Annotated in this window: 2 protein-coding genes; both read left to right on the top strand. The window is 36.9% G+C overall.

Annotated features, from left to right (window positions below):
- Window positions 1–402: hypothetical protein (locus ACFIKG_RS09395; protein WP_375652211.1), on the top strand; the 402-nt coding region annotated here is incomplete at its 5' end.
- A gap of 5 nt (window positions 403–407) precedes the next feature.
- Window positions 408–977: a hypothetical protein gene (locus ACFIKG_RS09400; RefSeq protein WP_375652212.1), complete on the top strand. Its 570-nt coding sequence runs from the start codon at window positions 408–410 to the stop codon at window positions 975–977.
- Window positions 978–1,080: the final 103 nt, after the last annotated feature.

Here is a 1,080-nt window from a genome sequence, read left to right on the forward strand (position 1 = left end):
ATTAGAGCATTAAGAGACTTTGGATATGTCAAAAAAGGTGACCTAGGCGGTTTTATAGAAAAAGAGAGCAACTTAAGCCATAAGAGAGACTGTTGGATTTTTGGCAATGCACAAGTTTACGGTGATGCCAAAGTTTATGATGATGCGCGGGTTTATGGGAATGCACAAGTTTATGGCAATGCACAAGTTTATGATTATGCCGAAGTTGGTGGTGCTTCTGTTGGAGATAATGCCAAGGTTTTTGACTATGCGCGGATTTATGGGAATTCTGTTATAGGGAAAAGTGTACACGTTTACGGAAATGCTAAAATTTACAATCAAGCATATATTTGCTGTCGTGTAAACATTGCTGGAAATTGTAAAATTAGTGGCTCCACCATAATCGAAGAACGTGAGAAATAGTAATCATGGAAAAGAAATACGAACTTACTGATGAAATAAAAGAATTTTATGATGCAAGAACCGATAAAAGTAAAAAACTTTATCGCATACGTGCATTAAGAGATTTTAGAAATATTAAAAAAGGTTACTTAGGTGGCTATATACAAAAAGAAGACAACCTATCGCATGAAGGCGATTGTTGGGTTTGGCATAAAGCTATGGTTTGTGGTGACGCTAAGATTTTCGGCAATGCACAAGTATTTGAACGCGCACAAATTACAGGCAGGGCGCGTGTTTATGAAAATGCAAAAGTTTGCGGTGAAGCATATGTTGAATATGATGCGCAAATTTACGGCAATGCACAAATTTATGGTGAGGCTCGAGTTTTGGGCCATGTTTATGGCAATGCCCGTGTCTATGGAGATGCTTATATAAGTGATAAAGCACACATTTCCGGAAATATGAAAATTCTAGATGGAGTATATATTTTAGATAATGTAAATATTTCTGGTAATCTTGAAATTCGTGGACGCAATTCAATCATCTACGAAAGTGACTATTCAGCAAGCGATATAAGCTACATAAGCCGTTTCTAACAACCAAACAACATTTTTAAACACAAGCGTGATTCACGCCACGGGTGAATTGCGCGCAATGTAGGAAATCAAGATGACAAATTCCACTTTTTTAAAAGAAATG

This window comes from Bartonella sp. LB28NMGDW (assembly GCF_042194435.1).
Lineage (GTDB): Bacteria > Pseudomonadota > Alphaproteobacteria > Rhizobiales > Rhizobiaceae > Bartonella > Bartonella grahamii.

Excerpts from the sequence above, each read along its gene's own strand:
- ACFIKG_RS09400 (WP_375652212.1), top strand. The coding sequence starts at position 408 with ATGGAAAAGAAATACGAACTTACTGATGAAATAAAAGAATTTTATGAT.